Annotated in this window: 26 protein-coding genes; 9 read left to right on the top strand and 17 right to left on the bottom strand. The window is 44.9% G+C overall.

The genetic code is table 11. The annotated features are described in order from the left end of the window. Positions 1–64 precede the first annotated feature (64 nt). The 3 genes from alaS (at position 65) to EO130_RS00240 (ending at position 4,347) form a co-directional block, all read left to right on the top strand. Positions 65–2,677, top strand: a complete 2,613-nt coding sequence (gene alaS, locus EO130_RS00250; protein WP_127139537.1) for an alanine--tRNA ligase — start codon at positions 65–67, stop codon at positions 2,675–2,677. 95 nt (positions 2,678–2,772) lie between these two features. After that, positions 2,773–3,732, top strand: coding sequence for a GSCFA domain-containing protein (locus EO130_RS00245; protein ID WP_127139536.1), 960 nt, complete (start codon positions 2,773–2,775; stop codon positions 3,730–3,732). Beyond that, complete coding sequence (locus EO130_RS00240; RefSeq protein ID WP_127139535.1) at positions 3,733–4,347, top strand: DUF4230 domain-containing protein; 615 nt, start codon at positions 3,733–3,735, stop codon at positions 4,345–4,347. 22 nt (positions 4,348–4,369) lie between these two features. Here the strand turns inward: EO130_RS00240 and EO130_RS00235 are convergent, their stop codons facing one another. From EO130_RS00235 to EO130_RS15365, 3 genes are all read right to left on the bottom strand, one after another. Beyond that, complete coding sequence (locus tag EO130_RS00235) at positions 4,370–6,121, bottom strand: aromatic amino acid hydroxylase (RefSeq protein ID WP_127139534.1); 1,752 nt, start codon at positions 6,119–6,121, stop codon at positions 4,370–4,372. Between the two features lie 102 nt (positions 6,122–6,223). Next, a complete protein-coding gene (locus EO130_RS00230) occupies positions 6,224–6,823 on the bottom strand; it encodes a DUF4136 domain-containing protein (protein WP_127139533.1) in 600 nt (199 codons plus the stop codon). A gap of 63 nt (positions 6,824–6,886) precedes the next feature. After that, the gene (locus tag EO130_RS15365) at positions 6,887–7,045 is read right to left on the bottom strand and encodes a DUF5522 domain-containing protein (protein ID WP_164732849.1); all 159 of its coding nucleotides are present in this window, start codon (positions 7,043–7,045) and stop codon (positions 6,887–6,889) included. A gap of 174 nt (positions 7,046–7,219) precedes the next feature. Here EO130_RS15365 and EO130_RS00225 point away from each other — a divergent pair, with 174 nt between their 5' ends. From EO130_RS00225 to hemL, 4 genes are all read left to right on the top strand, one after another. Then, on the top strand, positions 7,220–7,549 hold the full coding sequence (locus tag EO130_RS00225) for a hypothetical protein (RefSeq protein WP_127139687.1): 330 nt from the start codon (positions 7,220–7,222) through the stop codon (positions 7,547–7,549). 9 nt (positions 7,550–7,558) lie between these two features. After that, a complete protein-coding gene (locus tag EO130_RS00220; RefSeq protein WP_127139532.1) occupies positions 7,559–8,464 on the top strand; it encodes a 1-aminocyclopropane-1-carboxylate deaminase/D-cysteine desulfhydrase in 906 nt (301 codons plus the stop codon). After that, on the top strand, positions 8,461–9,309 hold the full coding sequence (locus EO130_RS00215; RefSeq protein ID WP_127139531.1) for a glucosaminidase domain-containing protein: 849 nt from the start codon (positions 8,461–8,463) through the stop codon (positions 9,307–9,309). The genes EO130_RS00220 and EO130_RS00215 overlap by 4 nt, the downstream gene beginning before the upstream one ends. Positions 9,310–9,918: 609 nt before the next feature. After that, positions 9,919–11,196: a glutamate-1-semialdehyde 2,1-aminomutase gene (gene hemL, locus EO130_RS00210; RefSeq protein WP_127139530.1), complete on the top strand. Its 1,278-nt coding sequence runs from the start codon at positions 9,919–9,921 to the stop codon at positions 11,194–11,196. A gap of 72 nt (positions 11,197–11,268) precedes the next feature. Here the strand turns inward: hemL and EO130_RS00205 are convergent, their stop codons facing one another. From EO130_RS00205 to EO130_RS00165, 9 genes are all read right to left on the bottom strand, one after another. Beyond that, positions 11,269–12,030, bottom strand: coding sequence for an abortive infection system antitoxin AbiGi family protein (locus EO130_RS00205; RefSeq protein ID WP_127139529.1), 762 nt, complete (start codon positions 12,028–12,030; stop codon positions 11,269–11,271). Positions 12,031–12,032: 2 nt separating this feature from the next. Next, entirely contained in the window at positions 12,033–12,617 is a 585-nt protein-coding gene (locus EO130_RS00200) for a Swt1 family HEPN domain-containing protein (RefSeq protein WP_206513097.1), read from the bottom strand. Then, positions 12,610–13,236 (bottom strand): DUF5343 domain-containing protein, encoded by a 627-nt coding sequence (locus EO130_RS00195; RefSeq protein WP_127139528.1) that lies wholly within the window; start codon positions 13,234–13,236, stop codon positions 12,610–12,612. The genes EO130_RS00200 and EO130_RS00195 overlap by 8 nt, the downstream gene beginning before the upstream one ends. A 356-nt stretch (positions 13,237–13,592) precedes the next feature. After that, positions 13,593–14,024 (bottom strand): PH domain-containing protein, encoded by a 432-nt coding sequence (locus EO130_RS00190; RefSeq protein ID WP_127139527.1) that lies wholly within the window; start codon positions 14,022–14,024, stop codon positions 13,593–13,595. 414 nt (positions 14,025–14,438) lie between these two features. Next, positions 14,439–15,971 carry a DUF748 domain-containing protein gene (locus EO130_RS00185; RefSeq protein ID WP_127139526.1) on the bottom strand — a complete coding sequence of 511 codons (1,533 nt, stop codon included), beginning with the start codon at positions 15,969–15,971 and terminating at the stop codon, positions 14,439–14,441. Positions 15,972–16,011: 40 nt separating this feature from the next. Continuing rightward, positions 16,012–16,398 (bottom strand): arsenate reductase family protein, encoded by a 387-nt coding sequence (locus tag EO130_RS00180; RefSeq protein WP_127139525.1) that lies wholly within the window; start codon positions 16,396–16,398, stop codon positions 16,012–16,014. 260 nt (positions 16,399–16,658) lie between these two features. Beyond that, positions 16,659–17,105 (bottom strand): DoxX family membrane protein, encoded by a 447-nt coding sequence (locus EO130_RS00175; RefSeq protein ID WP_127139524.1) that lies wholly within the window; start codon positions 17,103–17,105, stop codon positions 16,659–16,661. A 1-nt stretch (position 17,106) separates the two neighbouring features. Further along, positions 17,107–17,985 (bottom strand): IPT/TIG domain-containing protein, encoded by an 879-nt coding sequence (locus EO130_RS00170; protein WP_127139523.1) that lies wholly within the window; start codon positions 17,983–17,985, stop codon positions 17,107–17,109. A gap of 11 nt (positions 17,986–17,996) precedes the next feature. After that, entirely contained in the window at positions 17,997–20,102 is a 2,106-nt protein-coding gene (locus EO130_RS00165; protein WP_127139522.1) for a TonB-dependent receptor plug domain-containing protein, read from the bottom strand. 105 nt (positions 20,103–20,207) lie between these two features. Between EO130_RS00165 and EO130_RS00160 the strand changes: the two genes are divergently transcribed. Together EO130_RS00160 and EO130_RS00155 are read left to right on the top strand one after the other, a co-directional pair. Beyond that, positions 20,208–21,134 carry a DUF6607 family protein gene (locus EO130_RS00160; protein WP_127139521.1) on the top strand — a complete coding sequence of 309 codons (927 nt, stop codon included), beginning with the start codon at positions 20,208–20,210 and terminating at the stop codon, positions 21,132–21,134. Beyond that, the gene (locus EO130_RS00155; RefSeq protein ID WP_127139520.1) at positions 21,118–21,675 is read left to right on the top strand and encodes an FMN-binding protein; all 558 of its coding nucleotides are present in this window, start codon (positions 21,118–21,120) and stop codon (positions 21,673–21,675) included. Before EO130_RS00160 ends, EO130_RS00155 begins: the two co-directional genes overlap by 17 nt. A 61-nt stretch (positions 21,676–21,736) precedes the next feature. Here the strand turns inward: EO130_RS00155 and EO130_RS00150 are convergent, their stop codons facing one another. From EO130_RS00150 to EO130_RS00130, 5 genes are all read right to left on the bottom strand, one after another. Next, the gene (locus tag EO130_RS00150) at positions 21,737–22,462 is read right to left on the bottom strand and encodes a DUF3307 domain-containing protein (RefSeq protein ID WP_127139519.1); all 726 of its coding nucleotides are present in this window, start codon (positions 22,460–22,462) and stop codon (positions 21,737–21,739) included. Next, positions 22,459–23,058 (bottom strand): transcriptional regulator, encoded by a 600-nt coding sequence (locus EO130_RS00145; protein ID WP_127139518.1) that lies wholly within the window; start codon positions 23,056–23,058, stop codon positions 22,459–22,461. The genes EO130_RS00150 and EO130_RS00145 overlap by 4 nt, the downstream gene beginning before the upstream one ends. 175 nt (positions 23,059–23,233) lie before the next feature. After that, entirely contained in the window at positions 23,234–23,680 is a 447-nt protein-coding gene (locus tag EO130_RS00140; protein ID WP_127139517.1) for a hypothetical protein, read from the bottom strand. A 109-nt stretch (positions 23,681–23,789) separates the two neighbouring features. Beyond that, positions 23,790–23,981, bottom strand: coding sequence for a hypothetical protein (locus tag EO130_RS00135; RefSeq protein ID WP_127139516.1), 192 nt, complete (start codon positions 23,979–23,981; stop codon positions 23,790–23,792). Positions 23,982–24,144: 163 nt separating this feature from the next. Beyond that, positions 24,145–26,640, bottom strand: coding sequence for a zinc-dependent metalloprotease (locus EO130_RS00130; RefSeq protein ID WP_127139515.1), 2,496 nt, complete (start codon positions 26,638–26,640; stop codon positions 24,145–24,147). Between the last annotated feature and the right edge of the window lie 32 nt (positions 26,641–26,672).

The raw sequence follows: 26,672 nt of genomic DNA, 5'->3' as shown, positions 1-26,672 counted from the left end.
GAACAAACAAATATAAAAATTGTTTTGCTTAAACTGTTAAATTTAAGAAAACCCTAGGAATTCAATGACATCCCAAGAAGTTAGAGCGCAGTTTTTAAACTTTTTCAAAGAAAAGAACCACAAAATTGTACCATCGGCACCCATGGTAATGAAGGACGATCCTACCCTGATGTTCACCAATGCCGGCATGAACCAGTTTAAGGAATACTTTTTGGGGAATTCCGTTGCCAAGCACAAACGCCTTACCGATACCCAAAAGTGTTTGCGGGTGAGCGGAAAGCACAACGATTTGGAAGAAGTGGGGAAGGATACCTACCACCACACCATGTTCGAGATGTTAGGTAACTGGAGCATTGGGGATTATTTTAAAAAAGAAGCCATAGCGTGGGCATGGGAATTGCTCGCCGAGGTCTATAATATTGATAAGGACAGCCTATATGTTTCTGTGTTTGAAGGCAGCGAAGAAGATGGTTTGCCCTTAGATCAAGAGGCTTACGACCTTTGGAAGGCCATTGTTCCGGAGAACCGAATCATCAAAGGGAACAAAAAGGACAATTTTTGGGAAATGGGCGATCAGGGCCCCTGCGGACCTTGTTCTGAAATCCACGTGGATATTCGCTCCAAAGAAGAAAAAGCGAAAGTGGACGGAGCTTCTCTAGTGAACCAGGACCATCCCCAAGTAGTGGAAATCTGGAACTTGGTGTTTATGCAGTTTAATCGCAAGGCCAACGGAAGTCTGGAGCCACTTCCTGAAAAGCATATCGATACGGGTATGGGATTTGAGCGCCTATGCATGGTGCTCCAAGGCAAGCAATCCAATTACGACACCGATGTGTTTACCCCCTTGATTCGTGAAGTGGAAATCATCACAGGTAAAAAATATGGTACGGATGAGCATACCGATATTGCCATCCGTGTGATTTCGGACCATGTTAGGGCCGTCGCTTTTTCCATTGCTGATGGACAATTGCCTAGCAATACAGGAGCTGGGTATGTTATCCGAAGAATTTTACGTCGTGCCATTCGCTATGGATTCACTTTCTTGGATACCAACAAGCCGTTTATCTACCGTTTAGTGAAAGTGCTAAGCGAACAAATGGGCAAGGCCTTTCCTGAGTTGAAAGAGCAGCATCAATTGATAGAGAACGTCATCAAAGAAGAGGAAAGCTCCTTCTTGAGTACCTTGGAACAAGGGCTGGTATTGTTGGATTCTGTCATCAAATCATCAAAAGATAAAACCATAGCGGGCGATAAGGCTTTTGAGCTTTATGATACGTTCGGATTCCCGATAGATTTGACCGCCCTTATTCTGGAGGAAAAAGGCTATCAATTGGATGTGGAAGGTTTTGAAAAAGCGTTGAAAGCGCAAAAGGACCGTTCCAGAGCAGCATCCGAAGTGTCCAAGGATGATTGGAACGTTTTACTGACCGATACCGAACAGGAATTTATCGGATACGATAGTTTGGAAGCACAGGTTAAGCTGGTGAAATACCGAAAGGTCACTAGTAAAAAAGAGGGTGACCAATACCAACTGGTCTTCAATCTGACCCCCTTTTATGCCGAGGGTGGTGGACAGGTAGGGGACAAGGGTTATTTGGAAGCGTCCAATGGCGATGTTACCTATATTGTGGACACCAAACGTGAAAACAACGAGATTGTTCATTTTGCCAAATCGCTGCCCAAGGAAGTTTCGGGAACTTTTAAGGCAGTGGTGGACAAAAAGCAGCGTTACAGAACGGCAAGCAACCATACAGCTACGCATTTACTGCATCAGGCGCTACGCGAGGTATTGGGCAACCATGTGGAACAGAAAGGTTCAGCAGTACATTCCAAATACCTGCGGTTCGATTTCTCCCACTTCTCCAAACTTACTGTAGAAGAACTCCGCGAGGTGGAAAACTTTGTCAATGCCCGAATCGATGGGCAGCTTCCTTTGGAAGAACACCGAAATGTACCCATGAAGCAGGCAATGGAGGAAGGAGCGATGGCACTGTTTGGTGAAAAATATGGCGATACCGTGCGTACCATCCGTTTTGGACAATCCATTGAGCTCTGCGGGGGTACCCATGTTGAAAATACGGCGGATATCTGGCATTTTAAGATTGTCTCCGAAGGGGCTGTCGCTGCCGGGATTCGAAGAATTGAAGCGATTACTTCCGATGCGGTCAAGGAATTTTACTTCAACAACAATAGAATGCTCTTCGAGATCAAGGATATGTTGAAAAACTCCCAAGATCCAGTAAAATCGGTGGCTAGTCTGCAAGAAGAGAATGCTGCCCTTAAAAAGCAGGTGGAGCAGTTATTGAAAGATAAGGCCAAAGGATTGAAAAACGAGTTGATATCCGAGTTGGAAGAGGTCAACGGAATCCAGTTTTTGGCCAAAAAAGTGGACTTGGATGCAGGTGGCATCAAGGATTTGGCCTTCGAAATGGGTGGTCAAGTGGATAAGTTATTCCTGTTGCTGGCCTCGGAAAATGACGGGAAAGCCGTGCTATCCTGTTATATTTCCAAGAATGTGGTTTCCGAAACGGATTTGAATGCCGGAACCATTGTTCGTGAACTTGGAAAGTACATCCAAGGGGGAGGCGGAGGACAGCCGTTCTTTGCCACTGCCGGAGGTAAAAACCCTGCTGGGATTCCAGAAGCGTTGGATAAGGTGAAGGGGTATCTAAAATAGTTTTCCGAAAATTCCTTTGTCACATCGAGCGCAGTCGAGATGTGGTGCAGCGTTGTTCTCGACTGCGCTCGAATTGACATTTTTTTGCAAATCAAATGGAACTACAAACCCAAATACCCTTTGCCCAAAGCGATAATCCCATTGATTATCAAAGTAAGGTGGTACTGTTCGGGTCTTGTTTTGTAGAAAATATAGGAGCCAAACTAGCGTATTTTAAGTTTCAGCAACAACAGAATCCCTTTGGGATATTGTTCCAGCCCTTGGCCATTGCAAATTTGATGCAAAGAGCTATCGCCAGAAAAAAATATCAGCAAGACGAGGTTTTTGAACAAGACGGAGTCTGGCGTTGTTTTGATGCCCATTCCGATTTACGTTCATCATCTTCGGAGGAACTATTGCATTTGCTCAACCAAAGGTTGGAAGAAACCAGAATAAGCCTGGAAACCTCTTCCCATATCATCATCACACTGGGAACGGCTTGGGTGTACGAGCATCAGGCTTCAGGAAAGGTGGTGGCCAACTGCCACAAAGTACCTCAGAGGGCATTCATAAAAAAACTATTGAGCGTAGCCGAAATTGAAGCTAGCCTTCAAAACATAGTAAGCTTGATTCAAAATGTAAATCCAAAGGCACAGATTATCTTCACTATTTCGCCCGTTCGTCATCTAAAGGACGGCTTTGTGGAAAACCAACGGAGCAAAGCGCACTTGATTACTGCTTTGCACACTATTTTGTCATCTCGAGCGCAGTCGAGAGAGATTGCCTATTTTCCAGCTTATGAGATTGTGATGGACGAACTCCGTGACTACCGTTTTTATGGAACCGACATGGTACACCCCAACCCACTGGCAGTGGACTACATCTGGGAAAAATTTAAATTGGTTTGGATTTCCGAAAGCGCCTATTCGGTAATGGATGAGGTAGAGTCGGTTCAAAAGGGATTGTTGCACCGACCTTTTAATCCAGATTCCAAGGCGCATCAAAAGTTCAAAACATCGCTCCGCACGAAAATTACGTATCTTCAAGAAAGGTATCCGTTCATGAAATTTGAATAAATGAAGAAAATATTGATGGGTGCGGTCATTGCGTTGGCTTCGGTTTTGATTTATAAATCGTGCACCGACGACCGTGAACAAAAAAGTATACTCGAAGAAAACTCCATGCTCATTCAGCAGGAGTTGCGCAATGTATCCAAATTGGTGGTTACGGAAGGCCATTTTGCCGAGGTGTACAATTATAAAGATTCTAAAGAACTGTTCGGTCCGTTGATCACTGCCCATAAAAAAGCCTTGGTGGTGGTGAATGCTGATGTGTCCATCGCCTACGATATGTCGCAAATTGAATATGAAGTGGACGAGGAACAAAAACTGCTCAGGATCATTCGTATTCCCGACCCAGAAGTCAAGATCAGTCCCGACTTTGAGTATTACGATGTCACTGCCGATTACCTAAACCCGTTCAATGCAGGGGATTACAATGCCATCAAACGGAATGTGAATGCCTCCTTGATGAAAAAAATCGAAGCATCTTCGTTGCTGTCCAATGCCGAAAACCGATTGGTGAGCGAACTTTCTCGTATTCTGGTGCTTACAAATACCATGGGTTGGACTTTGGTGTATGACAATAAACCCGTGGAAGACACGGAGCAGCTCAAAGTGTTTCTCGATTAATTGCCGCTGATTGACTGCCAGTTTAACTTACCAAGGCGGTATCCACCAATTGCAGGCCGTCATCTATTAAATGGCCTACTTTGGGATTGTCGCGTTTGATTTGCTCCAAGTGTTCCAAGATTTCTTGCTGAAATTCCTGGTTATTATCCTGCTTGGCGAGTTCGTACAATTCTACGGGCAACAACCAATCTTTGGGATGGTCTTTTTTAAGCGCTTGGAAGACCTTGTTTCGGGAAATCGTCGTGTTTTTTCCTTCCCTAAAATGTCTGATCTGCTCGTAGAATCGCTCCAGTTCCTTTCTTTTCTCATCTTTTTTGGATTTGATGGTGCTTTCGGTAATCTGGTGCGTGATGAGGTCAAAACTGTTGAGGTCAGCAGGGCCATTGTAGGCTGAAACAATGTGTTGTCCAACTGCCATATGATACAATCCCCATTCGGGCTGGAACAATACCTTGTCGTTATGGGTAACGGTGCAGTTTTCAAAAGTGATGAGAATGATTTTCCCCATGAGGTTTCGGGTGCCCGTTACAATGGTTCCTTCTACTTTGATGCCGCCTTCAAACTCCAAGGCGATGGCTTCGCCTTCATAAATTTTATAGGCTTTAAGGTCCCGTGGTCCCATATCCTCAATGGCAATATTAATGCCTCTTAATTTTCCGATAGGAGAACCAAAACCGTCCTTGTGGTGGGCAATACTGTGCCCTACCAATTCTTTTTCGCGATAGGCCAAGGCCGTACCGCCTGTGGTTTGGATGTAAATGGGTTTTCCGTCGTTCTCGATTACATTTTCAAAAATCCCAGAAATCTGAAGCCCTGTGCTCAGTTCGATAGTGCCCAAGGCTTGGGAGCCTATCAGTTTTTTAACACCAGAAAGTCCGCCTGTGCGTACCGCCATGGTATTGGCAAAATCCTCCAAAACCTGACTCAAAAAGGCGAAATCGGGTGTTACGAAGAGCTGCGGTTGCGGTTTGGTAATGTCGAATTCCGTGTGGGCCGCTTCAATGGAGTAGGGCAGTTTTTTCACCTTGTCCGTCATGCACCAGGTGCTTTCGCCAATAGAGGAAAGCAGTCCGGCACCATATATTTTTGGGTTCTCCACGGTACCGATAAGTCCGTACTCCACGGTCCACCAATGCAGGTTCCGAATGAGTGCCATTTCGCTGGGTTCGCCCATATTGTTCTGCAGGTGTTCGATATGTTTTTCCGCTTCCTCAATTTCTTCCAGCGGCGTACCGTTGGCTTCCTTAATGATGGAAAGATGGCGCACGGCATTGTACAGTTCGTAATCCTTGGCGCTGGAGATAGCCTTGCAGCCGATTTCCCCAAATCGACGAAGGTATTCCGCATATTCTGGGTTGGCGATAATGGGCGCGTGTCCAGCACCTTCGTGTATGATGTCCGGTGCAGGGGTGTATTCAATATTTTCAAGCTGGCGGATATCAGAGGCAATGACAAGCACGTTGTACGCTTGGAATTCCATAAAGGCCGAGGGCGGGATAAAACCATCTACCGCCACGGCGGCCCAACCGATTTCCTTCAAAATACGGTTCATCCCGTACATATTGGGAATATGGTCAATGGAGATTCCCGTCTTTTTCAATCCATCCACATACGATTTATGGGCCACTCTGCTCAGGTAATCCACATTTTTGCGCATCACATAGCGCCAAACCGCTTGGTCAATGGCCGTGTACTCTTCATAATTTTGCGGTTTTATGAATTGCTTCAGGTGCTTGGGCAATTTGTCCAGGATAGGATTGGATTCGTAGCTCATAAATTCAATTTTTGTGCGATTTAAAGATACAAAATAGGTCGGGTACTTTTTCTTAAGGAACGTTAAGGGCAATAAAAAACCGCCCATTGGGCGGTCTATATGTTAGTTGGCGGCCACCGACATTTGTGGCGGATACTCCTCTAAAATTTGGGCAACAAATTCCTTGATGCGCTGTTCTTTCTTTTCAATGTTTTTGATATTGTTCAAGGTGCCTACACCGCGGCCTTGCCAAACGAGTTCTTTTTTGTTGGCATCGATAACATCAATGTAAAGTGAACCTTCGGTGCGGGTGCTGACGTTGTTGCCGCCCCAGCCCCAACCAGGACCCCAGCCCCAACCGGGACCCCAAGCCCATGCAGGACCCCAGCCCCAACCCCAGCCCCAGCCGGCACCCCAGCCAAAGTAGTTGTTGTAGACGTCCACCTGTTCACGTTCCTTGGTAAAAATGCTGATCAAGACATCTGGATTATCGGATTTCACAAAACCGCGGGCACCCATTTCGGTCTCAATGGCACGTAAAATCCGTTTCTTGTCCAAATCGGAAATTTGGGCCTTATCAATGCCTGTTTTGTAAAAAGCATAGGTTTTATACGTGTCGAAGTTCGCTTTTTGGTCATAATCAGAAACGACCCTAACCGAGGTACAGGAAGCCAGCAGGCCAAAAGCGAGGGCGATGAATGCAAAACGTTGTAAACTTTTCATAGTATCTTTTTTAAATTCTTGAGGTATACTTAATTAAAGCACAAATATTGTGCCGAATCGCTATTATTGCGTGTTTGTTTTGGTGTTGTATCCATACGGGCAGTGGCGGCAACCACTCTCACAACAATACCCCCGTTTTAGATGGTACTTTTCCGTAAACACCCGATATCCTTGTTCCGATAGGTAATAATCACCCTCTTCCAAGGGAATGCGCTCTTTCATGCGTTGTACACCATTTGCTTTCTAAATTTACGGATTTCGCTTCAAATGGAAGTGGATTTTAAGATTTCTAAAACAAGGTTATTCACCGAAAATGTTGAAGGATTTCTACGAATGATGAAATTTTGAGCCCTTTTTGCTGTTATATTTGTTAGTGAACCTTTGGATAATAAGCAGGTGATACTGGTATTTAAACACTTCTTTTATAAAAACTATGTAGGTCTTTCCTTATGGCCCTTTATCATCCTAAAGGAAGATTCCCTGATGGCGGACGAGGTGCTCATCAACCACGAACGCATCCACCTCAAACAACAGCGGGAACTACTCATTTTGCCGTTTTACCTCTGGTATGTTTCCGAATGGCTCTTGCGCACCTTGCTCTATTTGGACAGTTATCGCGCTTATCAGAACATTAGTTTTGAGCGGGAAGCCTATGCTAACGAAAAGGATATGGAGTATCTTACCAAGCGCCGGACCTTTGGTTTTTTGAAGTACCTGACCCGATAATTTATTGGATTGACAACTCCCAATCAGCATATTGACATACCCCTTCTCCAAGAAAAGGGCGTTCAACTCTACCTGAAGCGTGAGGATACCATCCATCCGTTGATTTCTGGGAACAAGTACCGCAAACTCAAATACAACCTGCATGAAGCGAAGGCCCAGGGCCAACATACCTTGCTCACCTTTGGTGGGGCCTATTCCAACCATATTGCGGCCACGGCCTATGCCGGCCAATTACACGGTTTCCAAACGATAGGCGTAATCCGCGGTGAGGAATTGGAATCCCAGTGGCAGAACAATCCTACCTTGCGATTGGCCCACGAACACGGCATGCAGTTCCATTTTGTGTCCCGGAGCGATTACCGCTACAAAAATGAGCCAAGGTTTCTGGAAGCCTTAAAGAAGCAGTTCGGGGAGGTGTATCTGTTGCCCGAGGGCGGCACCAACGATTTGGCCATTAAGGGATGTATGGAAATCCTGACCGCCGAGGATGCCCGGTTCGATTATATTTGCAGCTCCGTGGGGACGGGCGGCACCTTGGGGGGACTTATCAATGCCTCCCAGTCGCATCAGACCGTTTTGGGGTTCCCTGCGCTTAAGGGCGATTTTTTAATCGAGGAGATTCGTACATTTGCCCAAAACAACCGTTGGCAACTCGTAACCGACTATCATTTTGGAGGTTACGCCAAGGTGGACCAACAACTCATTGCTTTCATCAACCGCTTTAAACAACAAACAGGAATCGCGTTGGACCCCATTTATACTGGAAAAATGCTTTTTGGTATTTTTGACCTCATAAAAAGCGATTTTTTTCCGCCGGGAAGCCAAATTTTGGCCATTCACACCGGAGGGTTACAGGGCATTCCGGGGATGAACGCTATACTGAAAAAGAAAAATTTACCGTTATTGGACATATGATCAGGCGAATAGGATATGTATTGATAGTGGCCCTTTTACTCGCTAGCTGTGGGGCCAAAAAGAAGCGCACGACACACCGAAAAGGGGCGTCCAAAGTGGTCAATTCCGATAGGCAGACCCGTACGAACACCCCAAAACTCGATGCTGACGACGCAACGGGCTTATATCCCATGCCCGAGGATACCGGGCGTTTTGAACGTTTTTTGATTTCGGATACCCAAGAGTACATCGAAACCTTTGCCGAGGTAGCACAGTACGAAATGCGTGCTTTTGGCATTCCCGCCAGCATTAAATTGGCACAGGGCATTTTGGAAAGTGGCTCTGGAAAGGGCGAACTGGCCCTAAAAACCAATAACCATTTTGGCATCAAATGCCATACGGGTTGGGAAGGGGAATTCGATTTTCACGATGATGACGCCAAAGGCGAATGTTTTAGAAAGTACAACCACCCTATGTATTCCTTTCGGGACCACAGCCTTTTTCTGACCACCCGTTCGCGATACGCATTTTTGTTCAACTACAAGCGGGACGATTATAAAAAATGGGCCCATGGCCTCAGTCAAGCGGGTTATGCCACTGACCGCAAGTACCCCCAAAAATTGATTGCCCTGATCGAGCGCTACGATCTGCACAAATATGACGAAGCTGTGGTTGAAAACGGACTTTCCACCGTCCGCGAGCCGAAACAATACGAAGTGTTTACCCATGAAGTGAGAAAGGGTGATACGCTGTACGGCATTTCCAAACGCTATGATATTTCGGTGGATGAGCTCCGTCGCTTGAACAACCTTAGGGACAATATCATTTCCATTGGGCAGGTACTCAATATCCGCAGGGCACAGTAGTTTTAGGTGGTCTGGTGGTTGCACTGTTGACCGTTGTTGATTCCTTAGAAATTACAACACAAATCTTTTCTGAGCTAAATCATCTTATTTGTGGTCCGTTTGTCATCCCGATGGGAGTCGAGGGGCGCAATAAAAGGAGAATACGAAAGACGTTCTCGACTGCCTGCCCGTCCGGCAGGCGGGCGCTCGAACTGACAACAATGTTGTCATTCTGTACGGATGCTGGGCGCCTGCCTGCGGTAGATAGGTACGGCTTTCTATGATTCCGACTCCGTTCAACCATCAACAACCACTACAAATGACAAACGTCAACCTGAACTGGATGGAGATGCTGAAACCAGTTCAGCATGACGCGGCTGAAAATCCGTTTCCCAAAATGTTTTATCCTCATTACCTTTGTGCATCGGATGTCATCCCGAGCGCAGTCGAGGGGTCTTGTGTTTCGGCATAAAGACACATCAAGCAACTGGTCAGTTCGAGTGGCTTGATCGCAGATCAAGATGTATCGAGAACTGAACGGTGGTTGCTGATTCCCGCCTACGCGGGAATGACAATGAAAGAGAAAAATAATATAGATTCCCGCCTACGCGGGAATGACATAAAGAACTTATGATCTACCAACGAAGCAGCGCCCTGTTCGCAGAGGCCAAAAAATACATCCCCGGAGGGGTCAATTCACCTGTAAGAGCATTTAAGGCCGTAGGCGGCGAACCCATTTTTGTCAAGGAGGCCAAAGGGGCTTACTTGTATGACGAAGACGGCAACCAACTCATCGATTACATTGCTTCCTGGGGACCACTTATTTTGGGTCATGCGTACCAGCCCGTGATTGACGCTGTCATCGAAAAGGCCAAAAAGGGCACTTCCTTTGGAATACCCACCGAAATTGAGACGGAACTGGCCCAATTGGCGGTGTCCATGGTGCCCAATATCGATAAAATCCGATTTGTGAACAGCGGTACCGAAGCCTGTATGAGTGCGGTACGCCTCGCGCGGGGGTACACGGGCAAGGACAAGATCATCAAGTTTGCGGGCTGCTACCACGGCCATTCGGATTCCTTTTTGATACAGGCTGGAAGCGGTGCCGTTACGTTTGGCAGTCCCAACAGTCCCGGGGTAACGCAGGGCACGGCCAAGGACACGCTATTGGCGGATTACAACGATTTGGAAGGGGTAAAAGCCTTGGTGGAAGCCAATAAAGGCGAGATTGCTGCCATTATTTTGGAACCCGTGGCGGGCAATATGGGCTGTATTATCCCCAAGGAGGAATTTATACAGGGATTGCGCGACATCTGCACCCAAGAGGGCATTTTGTTGCTGTTTGATGAGGTGATGACGGGCTTTCGTTTGGCCAAGGGCGGCGCGCAGGAAACCTTGGGCATTGATGCCGATATTGTAATGTTCGGGAAAGTGATCGGGGGCGGACTGCCCGTAGGGGCATTTGCGGCCCGTGCCGAGATCATGGCGCATTTGGCGCCCGAAGGGCCGGTGTACCAAGCAGGCACCTTGAGCGGCAACCCGTTGGCGATGAGTGCCGGACTGGCCATGCTCACCGCGCTGAACAACCAACCCGAGGTGTTTGACAGCCTCGCTGAAAAAACCGCCTATTTGCACAAGGGCATTGCCCAAACCCTGACCGAAAAGGGCGTAGCCCACCAGATCAACCGCTATGGCAGTATGATCTCCGTGCACTTTACGGACGAACCTGTGGTGGATTTTGCCAGCTCGGCCAAGGGCAATAACGATACCTTTAAAAAATACTTCCACGGGATGTTGGAAAACGGGGTGTACTTACCGCCCTCTGCCTTTGAAAGCTATTTTTTAAACGATGCGCTGAGCTATGCGGATTTGGATAAAACGATTGAAGCGGTGGGGAGGGTGTTTTAACGGTCACGTATATGGTGCGTTGCCGTCCTGAAAGGCGGCTATGCACTATATACAATGTTGGCCACAGTATTTTTATATGTCTCTATTAATTTGTTCTGCTGTTAAAATTCTACTAGCTAACCGACTTCTAGTATCTCGATCGAATCGTTCTTTTACACTTTCAAGGTGATGAATTAGATTCGTGATATCAGAATCTCTTTCAACAATTAGATATTTAATGTCGTCAGGTTGAAACTGAAGTCTTAAATGGGCGACCTTCCTGTTGAATTCACGTTTTTGTTCAGCAGTGGAAATCTTTGAAATTGACACAAATGGCAGAATCCCTTCATTCTGTAAACTTGGTACATATCTCCACTCACGTTCATCAGCGAATCTATAATTTTCATTGACCAAACTTCCCTTTCTTATTAGTTCGCCTTCATAATTCTTGATATATCTATAGGTGTTCATGATATTCAAATAGCTTTTGTTAAGCTTATTGAATTGGTCGAGATCATTTATCTTATTTAAATGTGAGTAAACTCCATTAAGTCCTGTGATTAAGTTGTCCATTAAATCACAATGACGATTAATATACATTACAGGACTTAAGCCATTTCTATTGGCCCATTCTTTAGTAAGCCCTATTCCGAATGTTCCATAATTTTGAATAAATATCTTGAGTTCAGAAAGCTTTAAATCACAGAAAGAAACCATTGGTACTGCGAACTCTCGGTTATTTGATGGACCAATTATTTTTTCACGAGCATAAGAAACCTTGAATGTGGACTCAAGAATCTGATAAAGAGACTCTTTGTCTGTGAAGTGAAATAGTATGTCAGGATATAGACTCATTCTTAAAGACCAATTACACGATTCCAATCTGCAACATACATGTAAATTCTTTGGAATTCACTTGGCAAAAGCATCCTATTGTGTGCAACAAAATTTCTTGCTTTTTCGAGCTCTTCCATTCTTTGTTTGAGCCAATGTTGAGATGGTATTAAATTGCTAAAGTGCTCCCATTTCTCAATAATTATGGATGCTAGCATTCCAAAATCGACAAAACCTAAAAGGTCACTCTTTTCCCCTTCTAACCAAGAATCTTTGAGGGCTGTTTCTTGCCTAGATTCAGCATGTCTTTTAGTTTTTTGAGGCAAATGATCCCACCAATCGACCCCTTCCTCTTCTGAAAGTGTTTCACGAATAAAGTCTCTAATCTCATTTTCAAAACAATTAAGAACGGCATATAGTCTAGCCATTTCAAGTGCGTCATTTCTTCTATTAACACCAAAAGGGGAAAGTGCTTCTCCAAGCAATTGTTTTTCAGATTGGCTTGAATCTGCACCAATTTGGATTCCTGCTGTTTGGAATTTAGCAGCTTCAGACTCAAACATGAGTCCGCGAAAGAAGAAGTCTCGTATTTCTTTTCTATTACTCAATTAGATGTTCTTTAAGAGATTTAAAAATGGCATTGTATACTTCAACATCTTTAGTCGCTGGTAGATGAATTTGGATATTATAATGCAGCCCAAGTCCATTAGCACTGACAGGAGTTTGAGCGCTCTGTGGAGCTTTTTGTGCTTCTACTTTCTCTTCTACACGTTTTTGAACTTTTTCTCCTTGCAGCTTCTTTTCATCGAAGTCAAGTTCGGCAAGGCTTAAAAGACTAAAAAATGTCTTTGACATTAATTTTGCTACGTTATCGCTAACATTATGATAGCTTTTAAACTTACCTTCTATTAAATCTCTATCGGACTCCTTTGGGTTAGATTTGATTAGAAATAAATCTGAATAAGCATCTTTTATCGCTTCACCCATTACCCTTTTAGATAGTGAATGATTTCTATAGTCATTGTATCTTTTTGTTGGTACTCCATCTGCAGTTAAAAAACCCAATGCTTTCATTAATGGAATGAAAGGTCGATGGTTGTTGGATTTAAAACCTAAATCCTTCAAAATCTGATGCGTAAACTTATCTGGTGCTTGAGCATCTCTAATCTTCGAAAAAAAGTCTCCCAATGATCCATGGGCATTTGTATATGTAGATGGTAGTCCCATATCGATTATTTATTTGTTTTCATATTGTGGCCAACTTGTTTATCTAAGCATAATATTCATCCTTATACACCCAAACAGGAATGTTATCGATGTATCAGTATATTTTGTTCTGTAAGTAAGGGGAAGGGGCTGCGACATGCAAAATACTAATTACCTGTAAAATTCCATTACAGCAAAACCTTAAAAAAACTGGGGGAAAACTACAGTTTGCAGTGGGCAGTTGGCAGTAGGCAATTAGCAATGAACAATTTGCGGTTTGCAGTTTGCAGTGGGCAGTAATTAGTTACTAGGAGACAGGAGACAGTGGAGTAAGGGTTAAAGGTAAAGGGATAAAAGGAAAGAGGAGGCAGTGGTCTTTATTCAGTGATTTTGATGTGTCCGTTCAGTTCCAAAATCTTTTCTACAAACGATTCGTTGGTATCGGGACTAATATAGATTTCGTTGAACTTGTCATATTTTACAATCAGTCCTTTTCTGGCGGTGGCAGGCCGTAGCCCCACCCAAAGCGTCTTTCCCTTGATGATTTCCGTGATGCGGTCCAAACCTATTTTTCCATGGATAGGGCCGCTTTGGTACACCAGCCCGTTTTCCAAGGTCAGTTCGTAATGCGTTCCAAAAAACAGCCAGAAGAGCAAACCCACCACGGCTGCAATTGGAAGCAGCACCCAATACGCATGTTTTGCCGTTTCCTCGTTCATCAGGATAAGGATCATAATGCCAACCAGAACGGCATTCAGTCCAAAAATGACCATACGGAAGAAACTATCCTTTCTACTCTTGAATTTCATTGGGTAAAGATGAGGTTCAACATAAACGTTCACGCGTTTTTGCCCTTTAAATTTACCCATAAATCTGATTTGTGGAACATTTTCGAACTGCGTTTGGAAGTATTTTGAGATGAATTTTTATGAGGAGACAGGGGACAAACTCCAAAACCCAAATTCAAGTATCAAGTTCAAACTCCAAATTCAAGTATCAAATTCAAACGTCAAACGTCAAATTCAAAACATGAAACCCGAAACCTGAAACAACAAAATCCAAACTCCAAATTCAAGCATCAAATTCAAAATCAAAACATGAAACCTGAAACCAGAAACCAGAAACAACAAACTCCAAATTCAAACGTCAAATTCAAAACATGAAACCTCAAACCTCAAACCCCAAACCTGAAACCCCAAACCTGAAACCTGAAACCCGAACCCCTAGTCCCTTTTAGTGCCGCGGCCCGTCATCGTGTCCACCAAACCCTCTTGCAGGTTGAGCCATAAATAATTGAAAAACGATTTGTCCTGCTTGCGTTCCACTTTAAAATTTCCATTGCGAAAGCCGTCCTCGTCCGTTTTGTTGCCGTCCTTGGTGAAGATGTTCACAACGGCGGTAAGTAATTTGTTCACGCCCAAACCATTCTTTTTGAGCACGGTAAACTCAAAATCATCATATTTCATCTTCATGTCGCCCTGCGATTCCAGCTCGTTTCCGCTGATGGTAAAATAGAGCTGCTGTACCGTACCCTGCACCTCGGCACTCAAGTTCGATTTTAAAAAAGGGTTGATGCTGGCCGATTGGAACTGCGATAGCTCACCCTTCACCAAAAAGGTATTGGCCTTGTTCCGCGGGTCAAACGACCAATCCAACCGAAACGGCCCATTGTCCATCAACTTGGCGTTGATATGGGCAGTTACCTCCCCTTCGCCCCATGAGTGCAGGTTCTGAACCGTGGCATCCAGTTGGGTAAATAGCAGGCTTTCAGGTTCAATATCGCGTTTTACCCGCTCCTCGTAGGTGATGGTCCCATCCGAAATTTGTACGGAATCCACTTGCAATGCCAAAGGCAGGTCGCGCAATGCTTGGTTGTAGAGTTTTTTATGGGATGTTTCGTCCGGCAGTAATTTATCCCGATACACATCAAAGACAGGTTGCTCCAATTGTAGCACTCCCAAATGAAAATAAGGAAGGTCCTTGGAAATGCCTACATCCCAGTTTGTCAGCACAATGTTTTTGACGCCAAGGTTGTAGTGGTCATGCTCTTTGGCAAGTTTTTGGGACAGGGCTTTTTTACCATATTTGGTGCGTAGTGTAAATTGTTGCAGCTTCCCCTCGGTGGGGTTCAGTTGGATGCGCTCAAAAGTGATGGTTTCCAACGGGCTTAGGTCGTAAAACCCATCGGAGCCCGTGAGTTCGTAAGAACCACAGTCGAAGGGAAGGGATGGATTGTTGGATTTTTTCGGATAAATCAGGTCGTTTACTGCGATGTCGATATCTTCCAAACTAGCGGAACGCTGAGCGGAAGTATCTTTCATAACAAACGAACCCTTTTCAATAGTCAGTTGTTCGATGGTGATGGTTCGGGAAGACGTATTGTTTTGGGAAGTGGAAGAAGTGTCCTTTTCTTTGGGTTGATAGGTAACGGAGGGGGATGAGATATGTAGTTCCGAAAGTGTAATGTTTTCCTTTTGCAATAAGGTCCAATAGTGCAATCCGGAAAGTGTGACGGATTCCGCCTGAACCGCGATGTGTTGGTCAGGGCTGCTGGCAGCAACTTGCCTCAGTCGGATGTTACCCAAAAACACATTGGTGTTCAGCTCATCATAACGCAACTGATAGGCTTGGACTCTTTTGCTATTAAGCAGCGAAGTCACTTTTTTGCTAAAAAACCACTGTGCCGCGATGCCTGCCAAAACGAGTAGCAGTAATATTCCAATCCCGAGATTACGGGTTCTTTTCGATTGCGGCATACGGATGAATGAATAGCGTTTCGTTACGGGATAGGGTAGCCTAGTCTTCGTCTTCGATAAATTGCATTACTTCCGAAGGCGTATCGATCTGTACGGCTTGGTCACCGTTTACCAAAATAGGCTGGGTGACTACCTTGGGATTGTTTTCCATCACTTTTAACCAGTCTTCGTCATCGGGCAACTCTGGGTCTTTGCCATACTTCTTCATAAAGTCGGGATGTTCGGTATTAATGAGGTCTTTGATGGGCTTGCCCAACAATTTGGCCAATTCGGTCCATTGCGTGCCCGTAACCTTGGTCTTGGAAAGGTCGATGTCCAATACTTTTTTTTGGGAAGATTTTAGATAGGCCAAGGTCTGCATCCCTTTGTTGGTCTCGCCATTGTAAAATAGTTTGATTTCCCGTTTGTTTGTGGCTATTACTCCCATATCATCCGTCATTTATAACATCTTTTCCTCAAAATACTACATTTTTGACGGTTTGGCTTAACGGTATCCATTTTTTTCGTGTCGTAAAACGGATAAAAATAGGCTGTCTAAAGAGTAGTGAAACACGTCATTCTGAATTCATTTCAGAATCTCAATCTACCGATAAACAAATCATTATGAGAACCTGAAACAAGTTCAGGTTGACAAAAATTGACTTTTTAGACAGCCGCTTTCTCATCAAACAATCCGAATGGTTGACGCTAGATGGGTTTTATCCACAGCAGATGCTGCCAATGGCGCCTTTCCTTGAGGACAAGGGCAATGTTGACCGCAAACAAACCAAAGGTTTGAAGCAGTTCGGGTAACTCATCCGATTCCAAAAACAAATGGAACAGGAAAATATGCAGGGTAATGGGCAGCAGGAATAGGGCTCCCACAAAACTGGTGCCTTGCAGGATCAACAACAATCCAAACAATAGTTCACAAATCCCCAATACTTGCCAGAAATAACCGGTTTGCTTAGCTCCGCTGATATACAAGATCTTCTGCAAGGTATTTTCCTTTTCGGGCGAGGTGAACTTTTCGGCTTTTTCCACCACCTCTACAGGGGTTGGGATGGGTTTTTGGAACTTTTGGATGCCACCATAGATCATGAATCCCCCCAAAAACAGTCGCAATACAATGTAAACAATACTTATGGGCTTCATATTAGTTGGCGTTTAGTGAGGTTTCCCCATCGTTGGGGTTGTACACATAATTGAAGGTGAACACTCGGGATTCATCCGTAAAGGCGTCCGGTTCTGCTGGAGCATCACGGTAGTAGCTCAATATCTCCACCTTCGCATATTTACCATCGTGGGTGCGGAACACCAAAACCCGACCAGGGATCGGGGTCACGGTAAAGGTCGCTGGATTGTAGTTGTACCAGCCTTCTTGGCTTCCTGTGGGAATGGCAAAGGCACCATCGGCATCTACCTCGAAAGTAAGACCATCCGCGGTGGCGACATCGGTAAACAAACCAGATGCAATGGCAGCCCCAGCGTTTCCGTTTCTAGCGGGCTCATCGTTGGTTCCTGTTACGGTTCCGCCGTTCACCGCAATGGTGGTTCCCCTAAAGGCGATATCCCAATCGGTTTCACTATCGGTTACCTCGCCGGTCTCAAAACTGAATTTGGTGAACGGACCACCAATAGGTTGTCCCTGCCCACCCGTTTGAGGGGCTTCCAAGTTTTCGACGGTGGCGTTTACCAAATTGGCCAATACGCTGAAAGAGGGGGTTACCTCCCGCGTAATTCCGTTGGCAGTAACCGTAACTGCTCCCGAACTGGCACCGTTGGGAACGGTGGTTACGATCTGCGTGGAGGTCGCCGAACTAACGGTCGCCGCTACACCGCCAAAAGTCAAGTTGATGTCGGAAGCTTCTGGAAAATTGGTTCCGGTGATGGTAATTTCTGTGCCAACAGTAGCTGATTCGGCGCTAATGGCCGTTACCGTAAATTCTGGGACGGTGCCCTCATTATCTTTACTACAGGCTACAAAGGCAAATAGTAGGGTAAAAAGGCTAAATAGTTTTAGGGTTGTTTTCATGTAATCTAGTTTTAAAATTGAATATTAAGTCGTGCAAATAGTTGTATTCCGGGATTGATCAATTGCTCATTATCCTGTGACGCCAAGGGATTGGACCCTTGAAAGTCCAACAGGTTATTGGCACCCAGCTGCAATTGATAATGTTCAAAGAATGTTTTTCCAAAGGAAAGGTTCACAAGGGCGTAACCGTCTACAAATGAATTGTCCAACTCATCAAGCACATCATTTCCATTACGGTCGGTGAGTCCAAAACGGCTGCGGTATACCACCCGTAGGTTGGCATTGGCGCCCCATTCGGGCACTTCATAAAACGCTTTGAAATTCAAGGTGTGCCGTGAACGGTTCTCCAGACCAAAATAGTTGCTGCGGTCCAATCGGATAGTTTCCAGCGTTTGTTGGTCGCGGGCAAAGACATCCCCATTTTCGATGGCATCTTCCTTGTCCTTGTCGAAGGCATACAACAATTGGTAGCCTGCTGAGAGGTCAAGATTTTCAAAAAATTTGTACTGAAGGTCTACTTCCAGACCTTGGGTGTAGACACTTTCACGGTTGATGTACCCGAACACATTTTGACCATTGGTCTTGGCGGCCAAGATGCGGGTGTCGATGAGGTTGGTAAAGTCGTTTCGAAAGAAGTTTACATCACTGCGCAACTTTCCTTTTTTGAAGCCCACGCCCAAATTGATGCCTACAGAACTTTCGGCATCCAATCGTTCTCCAAGGTCGTTGGGGTCCACGGCAAGATTGGCCACTTCATCATTTTCCTGCAAGCGTTGAATACCTGCGGCTTCCACTTCCTTTCCAAAAACAGAATAACCGCCCCCCGATGCATTGGTAAGGTCAAGGTAGAGCTGCCGGAAATCCGGAGCTTTGAACCCGCTGCCCACCGAACCTTTTACGGACCAATATGGGGAAAGGTCGTAACGTGCAGATAGTTTTGGGCTCAGTTGGGAATTGTACTCACTGTGGTTGTCAAAGCGGGCCCCTGCGATAATGTTGAGTTTCTCAAGCGGTTTAAAATCGTATTGCGCGTAGACATATTGGGAGTTGAACGTAATATCCTCGGCAAAAAGGGATCGTTCCAAGTTTTCCAGATTGTAGCCAGCACCGACCGTTAACGTGTTGTCCGAACTAAAGTTGTGGTTAAAGCGTACTTCGGGTCGAAAGAGTTTTTGGTTGAAATCATTGTCGAGCAAGATTTCATCATTAATGGGGTCTACCGTTTGTTCATTCGTGACATAATTGGTGTAGTAGAACTCATATTCGAAGCTGGATTTCTTGCTGACATCATGATCTAAACGAAGATGAATATTGCCATCACGTTCCTCACTGGTTCCCGAAGGGATGTCAAAATCCTGAAGAAAATAACGTCCCGATGCAAAAGCCTTTAATTGGTCGGAGATCTTAAAGTAGATTCTACCATTTAGGGTATAGTTAAAGAAAGGATTGACGGTTTGTCCTTCCGAGTTGGGAGTCAGATCAAAACCGTCGGTGCTCAATCGATCTACAAACAGCGAGTAGCCGAGATCACCTCTTCGTTGATTCAGGTTGATGGTACTGTTCTGATTGTTGAACGTAGCGGCGCGATGGGAAATTTGGCCGCTAATGTTATCGGTATTTGGTTTTTCCGTGATGATATTGATGACACCGCCCAGGGCTTCCGAACCGAAAAGACTGGAAGAAGGCCCTTTTACCACTTCAATCTGTTTGATATTGCCAATGGCAAAACGGCTCAGGTCCAAATTTCCAGAGCTTCGGCCCACCACAGGCACTCCGTCGATTAGGATCATCACATAATCGGAAGCGATACCTTGGATTTGTACCCCTTCGCCACCGCCAATGGTCGCATCGGGCGTCATAACGATTCCAGTTTGTTCGTTCAGGATTTCATTTAATCGGGTAACACCGGAACGGTTGATCTGTTCCTTGGGAATCAGGGTTACAGGAAGTGGGAGGGAAGATAGTTGACGAACGGTTCGTGTAGCCGTAACCACTACTTCGTCCAGATTTTCGGTGATAATGGAGTCTTTTGGTTCGATTGGGGATTCTTGGGCAGTGACCAAGCTGAGGGTGAAAAGTGTTGAAAATAAGAGATAAATATTTTTATTTAGACTCATTCCATGTAAATTTGGTGACAAATATATATTTTATTTTTATTCAATCTAAATAAGTTTAGTATTTTTGACCCGAACAAATTCTAAAACGATTAAATAGAAACTGATATGAAAAAAACAATCGCTTCATCGTTGCTTTTGGCTTTTGTAACCATTACGGCAACCTCTCAGGAAAAGAAAGAACTGGACCGCCAAGCCATTTTGGATATGTGTGGGTGTTACGACATTACCTTTAAGTACACCGAAACTTTTGCTCCGGAAATCGATTACGAAAAAAAGTTGGATTATACCGCTGGGGCATTGGAGTTGGCCTTGCCGATTGTGAATGAGGACAATGAAATCTCCATTCAACATTTGTTGGTAGTGAACGACACCATGGTCATTAAACACTGGAGGCAGGATTGGTTGTTTGAAAACCAAGCCGTCTACCATTACGACAAGGACAATAATTGGGTTTTCTCCAAATTGCCTTCCGATGCCGTAAATGGGCAATGGACACAAAAAGTCTATCAAGTGGATGATAGCCCACGATATTCCGGTTCTGCCACTTGGGTCCATGTTGATGGCAAGCATTATTGGGAAAATAAGAGTGATTCCCCATTGCCCCGCCGTGAATACACCAAACGTAGTGATTACAATGTCATGAAGCGAGGCAATCGCCAAGAAATCACTAGCTATGGATGGGTACACGAGCAGGATAACGACAAGGTCCTACGAAAAGATGGTGAAGGAGATGTACTGATTGCCCAAGAGAAAGGATTTAACATCTACACCAAAGTGGATGACAGCAAATGCCAGTTGGCAAAAGATTGGTGGGACGACCACAAAGACTTCTGGGCAAATGTGCGGGACGCTTGGGATGAAGTGTATAATCGTGAAGGCGATTTGACCTTATTGAAAAAGGTGGACGAAAAACCCATTTTCATGCATTTCTATGGTCTGGAGGAGAAAGGTGCAACCAAGGCGGAAGTGTTGGAGACCATCAATAAATTTGTAGTGAACACCCCTATAAATAGCAATGTCGAGGGCCAATAGCATTCAGTATATAAGTGCCATGGTGATACTGTCCACCTTGTTTTTATTCGGATTCAAGGTGGATAAGATATCGCCAAAGCTACAAGAGAAAATCAACAGTGCGGTGACAGGCACCTACGAAGTTGCCGATTTCACCATGAACTGGGTGGAAATATCGCCGGAGCTCAACAAAAAAACACCGTCCGAATTGGGCGGGCAAAACCTATTTGAGGTGATGTCCCAAGGAAAAAGCTTGGGATACGTTTACGTGGGCGTGGCCCCTAGTCTCAAGAAAACCTTTGACTACGTGGTGCTCTTTAATCCGGACATGAGCATTAAGAAATCCAAAATACTCATTTACCGGGAGGACCATGGGCGCCAAGTGGGCAGCCAGCGTTGGCTAAAGCAATTTATTGGTAGGAAATCAGGGGAAACCTTGGTGTACGGTGAGGACATCGATGGTATTTCCGGTGCAACTGTTTCTGCCAAATCCATGACCCTGGCTGTAAACCAGGTACTGGAAAGTATGCAGGTCTTAAAGGAAAGCCAAGTTTTTAAATAAGTGTTTTTAAGTTTAGTAATGTTAAGGAGCCATCCCCAATGCGGGTGGCTCTTTTTTTGGTCTATATCGTTGCTATCAAATAGCCATAAAACAGGCCGGAAAGGATGGCCAAACCAAAACTCAATAAGGTACCGATAAGGACATATTCCGTGAGTTTACGGTTTTTGCCCTTGTTGAGGTCGCCAAAACGAAAAACGGATTTTGCAGCGATCAAAAGTCCAATGGCCGCCCATTGTTGCATCAGGATAAAGCCAAACACAAATAGACGTTCCAACATCCCAATATAGGTACCTGCATTTTTAAGCGAACCGCCTTCGCCCGTAGGGTCGTCCTTCGCAACTTCATCAATATAGGGAGCCAAAAGCATACGCATGAGGATGCCCGACACATAGGTAATGAATACCAAAAAGGTGACAAACAACAAGTTTTCTTCGCTCCAGAGAATATCCAGATCGATTTGGAAAGGGGACAACCAGTACAAAACACTGCCCAAGACGAATAAGTGCAACAACTGATCTACCACAAAGAGCCAACGGTAGTTTTTGGGGTTGGTGAGTGCTAACTTTCCAAGGTCTATCAAAAAATGGGTCACCACAATGACGGCAATTGCTCCAATATGTTTGAATTGTAAAAGTATCAAGAGAGCCAACAGATGCACCCCCATGTGAACATATAAATACTTGGACCGTCCCTTTTTCTCCAGCTTGTCCTCGACCCAATGCCCGGGTTGAAGAACAAAGTCCCCGATAAAGTGGGCAAGCAATAGTTTTAGGGCCAAAAGCATCATAATTGAGCGAGTTGTACTTTGTAAAAATGGATCATTTTTTGGACTTCATCAAATCCTGCCTTACTTAATTCCTCACTGATATTGCCTTGCGATTTGTTGAGAAGTGATGCCAATTCCTTTTGATTTAGCTCTGGATTTTCAATGGCACATTTTACGGTTTTGGAAATGGCCGGTGTCCAATCATCCATGGTCAACAAGGCCAATGCCAATAGGAGATTGATGTGCCCATCAAACCTTTCATTGGTCGTTTGGAGTCCTAGATTTTGCTTTTTTAGGTTCTCAAAACACGCACCGGAACGGACAAAGGCGGGACCGTTCGATTCGGTGATCTTTGGGGCATCGTAGTTTTTTTCGCCCAGTCCAATACCGATGCGAACATCCAAATGACGAATTTGTTTAATGCTGGCCTTGATATGAATGGCAGCTTTCAAAGCTACCTCTGCGGTGGTCTGTAATTGAAAACTGTCGCCACGGTATATTTCCCAATCTTTGGGTTCTTGGCCATAATGGGAAAGCACCTCTTTTAAAAGAGGCAACCATTTACTGGCTTTGTGTTCCGAGGAATTTTTGATGTCTCCTGTAAGAATGGCAATCATGGTGTATGTTGATTTAAAAATCTGTTTTTAAACAGATAATAAATTATATCTGTAAAAAAGCAGATAATCAAATATATCTGTAAAAAAGCAGATAACCAAGTTTATCTACAAAAAAGGCTATAAAAAAAGAAACCGCGACCATGGCAGGCGCGGCTTCTTAAATCAACAAAAAACACTATCCTCTTCTCCCTCTCTCCTGCATTTTTTTCTTGCCATGCATTTTTTTGTGATGGGTGAACTTTTTCCAGTTCTCATACTGTTGTTCGTCCAGTATGTCTTTCATTTTTTCTTGCTGGGCAATTTGGCGGTCCAACCGGGCGTTTGTCATTTCAAATCGCTCTTCGGATGATGGTTTTTCCCATTCCCCGCTTTCTTTCGCCGCCTTGATTTCGTCCCACTTCTCTTTTCTGAACTTGGTGTTTTCCAAGTTGATGTCATAGACCTTGTCCTGCTGTGTCTTGGTCAGGTCCAATGCCAAGACCATGTGCTTGGTTTGCAAAGTGGCCATTTGCTCTGCGGTCATGTCCATTTCGTGACCTTTGTGCATTCGAGGGCCATCCTGTCTTTGTGCGGTCGCGCCGATACTTATCAGCAAGACTAATGTTACTGCTAATCGTTTCATAAACTCAAATTTTAATGATATTCCTTGGACAAGGCATATACCCAAAGGTTTAACCATCAAAACTGGGTTTGTGATGCTTTTAACAGTTCAAAAAGGTAAAGGGATTGGACTACTTGATTTCTTCCTCAAGCTTTTTCTTGGAATCATCGGTGTACTCGTCGGCATCCTCAAATTGGGTTTCGACATAAGTTTTTGAACCGATATGTTCTTGGAAGTTATCGTGTTGCTCTACTACATAATAGAGGGCAGAGGCCGCCACGAAGCCGGAAAAGTAGAGTAAGCTCTTGGTTTTGTAGTTCATGATGTGAGATTTGGGATTACTAAAGTAATCAATAGTAAGGGAAATCCCATCTCTATGTTGTGAAACGCCCGTTGGCTGATGTGAAGGGATAAAAAAACAAGGTGTGATCGATGAATGCACCGATCACACCTTGATGATGTAATTATAGCTCTTGCTCAGAGGCCTACTTGGGCTCCAATATCAGGTCGATGCGCTCCATGGCATCCTGTAAATGGTAGCGGCTCATGGTATCCGAAATTCGGGCCAGGCCATTTCTGATATCCCTTTTCAGGTTGTTCAATTCAGCTCTTGCCACCGAACGGATGTCCGATTGGCTGGTATTGATGGGCGTTGATTTTCTATACCCACCAAAGTCAGGCATTTTGTCTTGACTTTCAGCGGTCATCAAATACTCCAAACGGTCGATATGCGCTTTTTGAAGGTTCCTTCGGTAGGTATCGATGGTTCTTCCGCTTCTGGTCTCCGACCATATTCCTTTTCTAAGGTCGCTCATCATTTCCACCAGGCTATAGGCTTCTTTGCCATGTAGGGTCTCCGCTTCGATTAGGCGTGCCAGTTTGCCCAAATGCAGCATGGTGTTCAGATAGCGCTCTTGGGTACCTCGGATGCGTTCCACCGACCCAGAGTATTCAATTTTATTGAAGATATTCGGCTCGATCAACCACTCTGGAGTTTCGAAAAGTTGTTCTTGCATAAAGTCCATGGCCCGTTTTTGATGCGCTTTGCTCACAGGGATGTAAACGGCACCTTCTTGATCAGCGGTTTTGTGATACTCGTATACGCCTCCAATATTGTTGGCCACGTGCCCCATGTACCTTCGGAATTGTGCCACTACATGTCCGTACATCGTTTCCAAATCATCATAGTCCTCGCCTTTTTCCGTGGTCCAGTCCATCAGATTGGGAACTATGCGCTTGAGGTTTTCAATACCATAAAGGCTGGCTTTGATGGCATCGTCCCCTAAATCTTCGGTTTGTGAGCTTGGGTCGTGTATATCGCCCACTTGCTGATGTCCAAATCGGTACATTGGGTCGCCGGCATGTTCCAGAATCCATGCATTGAGCACCGGTTTTTCCTCTTCTGCGGTTTTATCCAAAATGGGTTTGTAGCCCCATTTGATAGCATACTTGTCATAAACGCCAATATCAGGCATTAGGGCTACACCTTCGTCCCCAGGTTGTGCCACATAGTTGAAACGGGCATAATCCATGATGGAGGGTGCGGTCCCATATTTTTGGGTAAAACTTGCCGAGCGGAGGGAATCAACGGGATAGGCCACGCTGCTTCCCATATTGTGCGGAAGTCCTAATGTGTGCCCTACCTCGTGTGAGGACACAAAGCGAATCAATCTACCCATAATTTCTTCCTTGAACTGGGTTTTTTGAGCTTCGGGATTGATGGCGGCTGTCTGAACGAAAAACCAACCGCGTAGCAAGCTCATTACATTATGGTACCAGTTGATATCCGATTCCAAGATTTCGCCACTTCGGGGGTCGCTTACGTGCGGACCGTTCGCGTTTGGAATAGGGGAGGCCAAATAACGTACCACCGAATAGCGTACATCCTCGGGCGACCATTCTGGGTCTTCTTCGGGTGAAGGTGGGTCTTTGGCAATGATGGCATTTTTAAAACCAGCCGCCTCAAAAGCGACTTGCCAATCTTCGATACCTTGCTTAATGTATGGTACCCATTCTTTTGGGGTAGCTCTATCCACATAGTACACAATGGGCTTTTTGGGCTCCACCAGTTCACCGGCCTTGAATTTTTCAATGTCCTCGTCCTTTACCTCGAGTCTCCAACGGTCCAGATAGGTCACCGTTTTGCTTTCTTGGGCGTCAAGACCATAATCCACCTGTCCTCTAGCAAACCATCCTACACGTTCATCAAAATAGCGACGTTTCATGGGTACCTTGGGCAATAGGATCATGGAATTGTTGATTTCCAACGAAATGGAACCAAGGCTTGAATTGCTTGGGGGGTCGCTGGATAGATAAGTTTTTACATGGCGCGCCTCAATGTTCAAAGGATAACTTTTGATGGATTCAATATAGCTTCTATCCCCATCCATACGGCTCACTTTGTATCTTTTTCGGTATCCATCGGGAAAGCCAAGCGCCTGTACATCTTTGGTGAACAAAGGATCGATTTCGATGACCGTAGCTGGGTTCAGGGAATCCTTTTTGTTGAAGGCCTGAACGTCGAAGGCAAAGAGTACGGGCTCAAAGTTGGAGTTGACCACCGCTTCGTGAACGGGAAGTGAGTCGGCAGCCACATTTTCGTAAGAAGCGACACGCAACAACACTTTCTTGTCTTTTTTCTCCCATCGCAAAACCTGTGTGTTAATTTTGCCCCCACCAAAGCCGATACCCGTGGCGGTTTTGGAGATTCGACTTACCATGAGCATTTCACGGCCAAACAAGGAATCAGGAATTTCATAGAATTTTTTATCACCTACGGTATGCACGCTAAAAAGACCTTCGTCGGTCTTGGCCTCCTTGGTAATGACTTCATCATAAGCTTTAATGTCGCCATCCTTGGGTTTTTCCTTTTTTTGTTCGGTTTCTTTCTTTTTCTTTTTGAAGAGTTGGGCTTCCGTGGATTGGAGGGTTCCCAAAATCATAAGGACTACAAGTAGTCGGGGAAGTAATTTTTTGATCATTATAGGGTAGTTTGAATAAGTAAAAGATTCAA

Source organism: Flagellimonas marinaquae (assembly GCF_003992675.1).
Classification (GTDB): Bacteria; Bacteroidota; Bacteroidia; order Flavobacteriales; family Flavobacteriaceae; genus Flagellimonas; species Flagellimonas marinaquae.
The sequence above is the reverse complement of the archived record's forward strand: the minus strand, read 5'-3'. Positions and strand labels throughout refer to the sequence as shown.

Coding starts and splice junctions, on each gene's coding strand:
- EO130_RS00180 (WP_127139525.1), bottom strand. CDS start 16,398: ATGGGAGTAATAGCCACAAACAAACGGGAAATCAAACTATTTTACAAT.
- EO130_RS00155 (WP_127139520.1), top strand. CDS start 21,118: ATGTCGAGGGCCAATAGCATTCAGTATATAAGTGCCATGGTGATACTG.
- EO130_RS00195 (WP_127139528.1), bottom strand. CDS start 13,236: ATGGGACTACCATCTACATATACAAATGCCCATGGATCATTGGGAGAC.
- EO130_RS00205 (WP_127139529.1), bottom strand. CDS start 12,030: ATGAGTCTATATCCTGACATACTATTTCACTTCACAGACAAAGAGTCT.
- EO130_RS00150 (WP_127139519.1), bottom strand. CDS start 22,462: ATGATGCTTTTGGCCCTAAAACTATTGCTTGCCCACTTTATCGGGGAC.
- EO130_RS00240 (WP_127139535.1), top strand. CDS start 3,733: ATGAAGAAAATATTGATGGGTGCGGTCATTGCGTTGGCTTCGGTTTTG.
- EO130_RS00140 (WP_127139517.1), bottom strand. CDS start 23,680: ATGAAACGATTAGCAGTAACATTAGTCTTGCTGATAAGTATCGGCGCG.
- EO130_RS00170 (WP_127139523.1), bottom strand. CDS start 17,985: ATGAAAACAACCCTAAAACTATTTAGCCTTTTTACCCTACTATTTGCC.
- EO130_RS00190 (WP_127139527.1), bottom strand. CDS start 14,024: ATGAAATTCAAGAGTAGAAAGGATAGTTTCTTCCGTATGGTCATTTTT.
- EO130_RS00215 (WP_127139531.1), top strand. CDS start 8,461: ATGATCAGGCGAATAGGATATGTATTGATAGTGGCCCTTTTACTCGCT.
- EO130_RS00135 (WP_127139516.1), bottom strand. CDS start 23,981: ATGAACTACAAAACCAAGAGCTTACTCTACTTTTCCGGCTTCGTGGCG.
- hemL (WP_127139530.1), top strand. CDS start 9,919: ATGATCTACCAACGAAGCAGCGCCCTGTTCGCAGAGGCCAAAAAATAC.
- alaS (WP_127139537.1), top strand. CDS start 65: ATGACATCCCAAGAAGTTAGAGCGCAGTTTTTAAACTTTTTCAAAGAA.
- EO130_RS00145 (WP_127139518.1), bottom strand. CDS start 23,058: ATGATTGCCATTCTTACAGGAGACATCAAAAATTCCTCGGAACACAAA.
- EO130_RS00175 (WP_127139524.1), bottom strand. CDS start 17,105: ATGAAGCCCATAAGTATTGTTTACATTGTATTGCGACTGTTTTTGGGG.
- EO130_RS00235 (WP_127139534.1), bottom strand. CDS start 6,121: ATGAGCTACGAATCCAATCCTATCCTGGACAAATTGCCCAAGCACCTG.
- EO130_RS15365 (WP_164732849.1), bottom strand. CDS start 7,045: ATGAAAGAGCGCATTCCCTTGGAAGAGGGTGATTATTACCTATCGGAA.
- EO130_RS00245 (WP_127139536.1), top strand. CDS start 2,773: ATGGAACTACAAACCCAAATACCCTTTGCCCAAAGCGATAATCCCATT.
- EO130_RS00130 (WP_127139515.1), bottom strand. CDS start 26,640: ATGATCAAAAAATTACTTCCCCGACTACTTGTAGTCCTTATGATTTTG.
- EO130_RS00165 (WP_127139522.1), bottom strand. CDS start 20,102: ATGAGTCTAAATAAAAATATTTATCTCTTATTTTCAACACTTTTCACC.
- EO130_RS00160 (WP_127139521.1), top strand. CDS start 20,208: ATGAAAAAAACAATCGCTTCATCGTTGCTTTTGGCTTTTGTAACCATT.
- EO130_RS00230 (WP_127139533.1), bottom strand. CDS start 6,823: ATGAAAAGTTTACAACGTTTTGCATTCATCGCCCTCGCTTTTGGCCTG.
- EO130_RS00185 (WP_127139526.1), bottom strand. CDS start 15,971: ATGCCGCAATCGAAAAGAACCCGTAATCTCGGGATTGGAATATTACTG.